At 45.3% G+C, this 5041-nt stretch carries 6 protein-coding genes; all 6 read left to right on the top strand.

Annotated features, from left to right (window positions below; genetic code table 11):
* A partial coding sequence (locus tag LSG34_RS20490; RefSeq protein WP_233011194.1) for a hypothetical protein occupies positions 1-1166 on the top strand: 1166 nt, incomplete at its 5' end.
* A gap of 53 nt (positions 1167-1219) precedes the next feature.
* Entirely contained in the window at positions 1220-1645 is a 426-nt protein-coding gene (locus LSG34_RS20485) for a hypothetical protein (protein ID WP_233011193.1), read from the top strand.
* Between the two features lie 129 nt (positions 1646-1774).
* Positions 1775-2809, top strand: a complete 1035-nt coding sequence (locus LSG34_RS20480; RefSeq protein ID WP_233011192.1) for a hypothetical protein — start codon at positions 1775-1777, stop codon at positions 2807-2809.
* A 59-nt stretch (positions 2810-2868) separates the two neighbouring features.
* Complete coding sequence (locus tag LSG34_RS20475) at positions 2869-3294, top strand: hypothetical protein (protein ID WP_233011191.1); 426 nt, start codon at positions 2869-2871, stop codon at positions 3292-3294.
* Positions 3295-3364: 70 nt separating this feature from the next.
* A complete protein-coding gene (locus LSG34_RS20470) occupies positions 3365-4579 on the top strand; it encodes a hypothetical protein (RefSeq protein ID WP_233011190.1) in 1215 nt (404 codons plus the stop codon).
* Between the two features lie 13 nt (positions 4580-4592).
* Complete coding sequence (locus tag LSG34_RS20465) at positions 4593-4967, top strand: hypothetical protein (protein WP_233011189.1); 375 nt, start codon at positions 4593-4595, stop codon at positions 4965-4967.
* Positions 4968-5041 lie beyond the last annotated feature (74 nt).

The raw sequence follows: 5041 nt of genomic DNA, 5'->3' as shown, positions 1-5041 counted from the left end.
CCGTGGCGGTGGATGCGTTTGGCAATGCGTTGGGGAACTCGCTAGTCAGTGGTTTAAGCAAGCCTAATGGTTATCAGGTAGGTGATGAAATAACCACCGATGGCCAAAAAGGATATGTGGCCGGTGTTGATGAAAATGGTGAACCAACAGCTATCAGTCATAGTGCCGATAACCTTCGTACAGAGCGCGCTCAGCATGAACAGTGGCGGGTTGACGACATTGAATTTGCAATGAAGTCAACTCAGCAACAGGGCTTTTTCGGTTGGAGTTATGATTCCGGACAATCTGGTTTAATCAACGAGGGATTGATTGGCGGTATTATCAACGACGAAATGCAAAAGATGCGGCAGGGATTGTTCAGCAATGGGCAAAACCAGCAGGGTCTCACTTCCGGCAACAACCAACTTGCATCTGTCGAGTCAGATTGGACTAAGTGGCTGGGTGACAGAAGCAGAGAAATCCAGTACCTGGGCAATGGCTTGCTTGGCGCAAAGGGCTTAGGGCTAGCAAGCCAAGGTTATGGTTTGGGCTTAGTTGCTCAGGCCAAACCGGGTGGTGTGGGTTCTGTCATGCAACAACTCGGCCTGAGTCAATACTCATCATTGACGGTAAGTATTGATGGCAGTCGGCTGACCCAGGCAGCCAATTCGACCCATTACTTTAGTTTTGGTAGCACAGCGAATATGGCGAACAGCTTTGGTTTGACGGATGTGCTGAATACTAAGCCTGTAGGGTGGCTCGGGAGTGCGCTAACTTTCGCCGGGCCTTTAGCGAGTGGTCTTCAGGCATTAGACTACTCCGTCTTCCAGAATAATGGCGCTGGTCATACATGGGAAAATAACTTTGGCGGTATGGCCAGCCACTGGGCGAAGTTTGGTGTGGATAGCGGTTTTGCCGCAGTATCTGTTTTAGGTCCTATTGGTGCAGGGACCGCGGCAGTATATTCGGTGTCTGATTTGGCATTGTCAGTGACACCGCAATACCAAATCCGGTACGGTGAAAGCAGTGGTCAGATGGTGAATGGCTGGGAAAAGGCAGGTTTCTACATGCTTGATAACACGCAGGTAGGGATTAACAAAGCTGTTGAAACTGGCGTTGGGCCAAGAGGTGTTAAGTTAAGTCCTGCGCCTGATCCCGCGCCAGTGACACCCAGAGGCCGCAAATAATCGGTAATCAATCTGGCGCTCAGTAATGAGCGCCCTTGTTTTGGAGTTTACATATGTTTAAGTGGTTAAGCTGGGTCCGCAGCTATTATTTATACGGCTATTACTTTATGAGTTGGAATGTGAAGCGAAAAGAACATGATGCTGTGCAGGGCTTTATGGCAATGGTCGGTCTGATTATGGTACTACCAGCTGGAGCGGTCCTTGGTGCTTTCAACAAGTGGCATTATTTCCTTGATGACAGCATGCGCGAGCATTTGTTTAATTTCCGGGGTAGTGTGAATCACATTGTTTTACTCGGAGCTTTTGTTTCGTGTTTGCTGACCTATTTGGTTTGTTGCGCAGGGATTAAGTTTGCTGATATTGAACCCAGATTAGCGAAAATCCCTTATTTTGCTGAACGTAAGCTCTGGAAGTTTTTTTTGCTGTGGATGTTTAATATTGCGTTTAGCTTAATTGTTCTGAACTATCTGTATAAATAACAATTAATAAGCAGATTTTTACTTGATGCCTTTGGCAATGCGATAGGGAACTCACTAGTCAGTGGTTTAAGCAAGCCTAATGGTTATAAGGTAGGTGATGAAATAACCACCGATGGCCAAAAAGGATATGTGGCCGGTGTTGATGAAAATGGTGAGCCAACGGCTATCAGTCATAGTGCCGATAACCTTCGTACAGAGCGCGCTCAGCATGAGCAGTGGCGGGTTGACGACATTGAATTTGCAATGAAGTCAGCTCAGCAACAGGGTCTTTATGGTTGGAGTTATGATTCCGGACAATCTGGTTTAATCAACGAAGGTTTGATTGGGGCGATTGTCGAGCAGGAGATGTCCGCGATGTCTCGAGGAATGTTTATTTCACCAGAAAACCAAGGACAACCTGATTCTACGTCTCCAAATCATGCCAGAAAACAATCTAAACCATCTGGCGCAACCGGCGCCTTAGAAGGCGCAAGTAGCGTAGGGCAATATCTTGGCACTGCGAAGGCTGGGCTTGATGGTCTGGGAAAACTGAACTTTGGAATTGGTTACGAACTAGCTTCGCGACCTGCTCTGTCAAATGTTGATTCTGTAATGCAACAATTAGGTTTAGGAAGTCATTCCTCCTTAGCTTCAAGTGTTGATGGCCGGGTATTGCAGTCAACCAATCATTATCTCGCCTTTGGCGATACCAGTCGAATGACCGCAGGTTATGGAGCTGTTGATTTGCTGGATACAAGCTTTATGAGCAAAGCAGAGCCATTTCTCAAATGGGGAGGACCTGTGGTGTCAGCACTCCAAGCAACTGACTACACTTGGCTCCAGAACGACGGCGCGGGGCATAACTGGTCAGCAAATTCAGGTTGCCTAATTAGCCATTGGGGTAAGGTTGGTGTTGATATAGGTTTTGCCATCGTTGGGGGACTGCCAGGTGCGGCATATACGGTGACTGATTTAACCTTGTCGGTAACGCCTGAATACAAAGTCCGCTATGGACAAAGTACTGGAGAAATGGTGAATGGTTGGGAAAAAGCTGGTTTTTACATGGTAGATAAAACACAGGACGGAATTAACAGAACCGTTGAAACTGGTGTCGGGCCAAGAGGTGTGAAACTCAGACCTGAAGCTCAACCACAAACTCCAGTTACACCCAGAGGTCGTCGTTAAGTTACTGGTTACTAGCGCCCAGTGATGGGCGCATTAAATATGTTAGATGGAATGTTGTTATGTTGAAGTTGTTTGGTTGGATACGAAGTTATTATCTCTATTTTTATTTTGTTTTTAGCTGGGATGAACGGCGAAAAAGACGTGATCCTTGGTTTGGCTTTGTTGCGACAGTTAGCTCTGTAATGGTTTGGCCTGCATCGGTAGTAATAGGAGCCGTAAATAAATTTTGGCCGTTTATTGATGACGGAATTAGAGAAGAACTTTTTAATTTTCGAGGTAATGTTAATTATTACGTTCTATTGGGTATTTTCGTTTCTTGCTTACTAACATACTTGGTTTGTAGAGTCGGCCTTACATTTGAGGAGATTGAAGCAAGATTAAAGGCAATCCCTTTTTTTTCTGAATCTTCAAAATTAAAAGCATCTCCATTAATTCTCGCTAATCTTCTGTTTTGTGTTGTTGTTCTGAATATTATTTATTCGTAATCTTAAGAGCCTACTGAATGTTAAGTCCCTTCACCGGGGCTTAGTTTTATCCGATGCCTTTGGCAATGCGTTGGGGAACTCGCTAGTCAGTGGTTTAAGCAGTAAACCGGGAGAACTGAGTAAGCAAACCCAGCACGAACTTGCACAGGCAGAAAAATCAGGTGTGGTGAGTCCTGAGCTTGCACGCAAAGTTATTCAGGAAACAGGGCAGAGCCTTGGCGGACTATCCATTGGTTTAAACGATAACGAACTACGGGTAGGGGATGGCAACACGCTGTGGCGTGGTGATGCCTCTCAGATGGATACCTATCAAAATTTGAGTACCGCACGTAACAGTTTACTAAACGAGTTTGGTCATCTGATGGATACTGATGCAGGCCGAATGCTGAATCTTAATTTTATGCAGCAGCAAAGCTCAAAAGCACAGGAACTGGCCGATACGCCTGCTGCACAGAGCATGGCTTATCAGCAAGGTATGGCGCGAAGCGAAGCGCACTACATGACACTTAATCGGGGCCGGATAGCTCAACAACAGCAACAATTACAGACGACGCGGCAGTTAGATGCGATGAACAAACAAACCTGGCTGGCGGACCAGGCTCGCGCAAGGATGACAACGCTGGAGAAAGTACAGCTGGGTCTGGACGTGGTTGGGATGACTGAAATCCCTCTGCTATCCCAAGTCGCGGAGCTGGGGAGTGCGGGCATTTCAGCTTATAGCGGTGACTATGTCGGTGCAGGACTGAGCGTCGCTTCCATGGTGCCTTTTGCTGGCAAAGCAGCTGAAGTGGTTAAGATGGAACGCTTGACTGAGCGGGTGCAGGGGTATTCGGATGCAGCGCAAACCTCAACTGGAAGACTATTTAGACCAGAGATGGTTGACTCATATCTCAGTGTCAGATTTGAAGAGTTAGCGTCATCTGGTAGACCTAAAGTGTTTATGCTAGGTGAAGGGCAACGGGAAGTGGTAAAGGCTGCGAAGGCAAATAACAATGCTGTGCAAATCCTCGAAATTTGGCCCGACAACATGAAGTTCATGGATACATATGATCCGTTGACTAACAAAGTTAAACCAGGTTTCGAAGCAATGCATGAAATGTCAATTGACTTCAACAAACATGTAATTAAGCGATTACACAATGAAGGCTATGAGTTTAAAACTATAGGAACAAAAGCTCCAGACAGGTTATCCGTCAGTAGCGATTGGTATAAAGCTGAGCTGGATGTATTAAGAGCGTTAGGTGTCAAACCAAAGCAGATCTCTTGGAAACGTGCTGGACAGTAATTTGGAGTAGATTATGAATGCATCTGTAAAAATTAGAAAAATTGATTCTGAAAATTATTATCGTGCTCTGCAGCAGACATCTTTATTCAGCCTCGTAGATGATGTCTGCGGTGCTGGAGGGGCAAGACTAATAACTATTAGACCTGTTGAATGGCTCTCGCAAATAGACATCATTATTGAACAGCCACATGTTACAGCGGTAAGTAACTTTGAAGAGTCTATTGGCTATGAAATAAGATTAAGGTGTGAGACCTATGAAATGATTGAAATGGCATATAGTTCGGCTCAACAGTCATCTTTAAATATTACCGACTTATATGACAGACCCTGGGGTGGACAATTTGCAATTTTCGATAACTCTAGAAACATAATTGTGATTTCAAATTAACGTCCAGCTCATATAGTTCGTATCTATGGAGGTTGTGGAAATCAAGTATAAATATCCGGGATACCCACTTTAAA

The organism is Rheinheimera faecalis (assembly GCF_021290965.1).
Taxonomy (GTDB): Bacteria; Pseudomonadota; Gammaproteobacteria; order Enterobacterales; family Alteromonadaceae; genus Pararheinheimera; species Pararheinheimera faecalis.
Note: the sequence above shows the minus strand (reverse complement) of the source record. Positions and strands in the feature narration are given on the sequence as shown.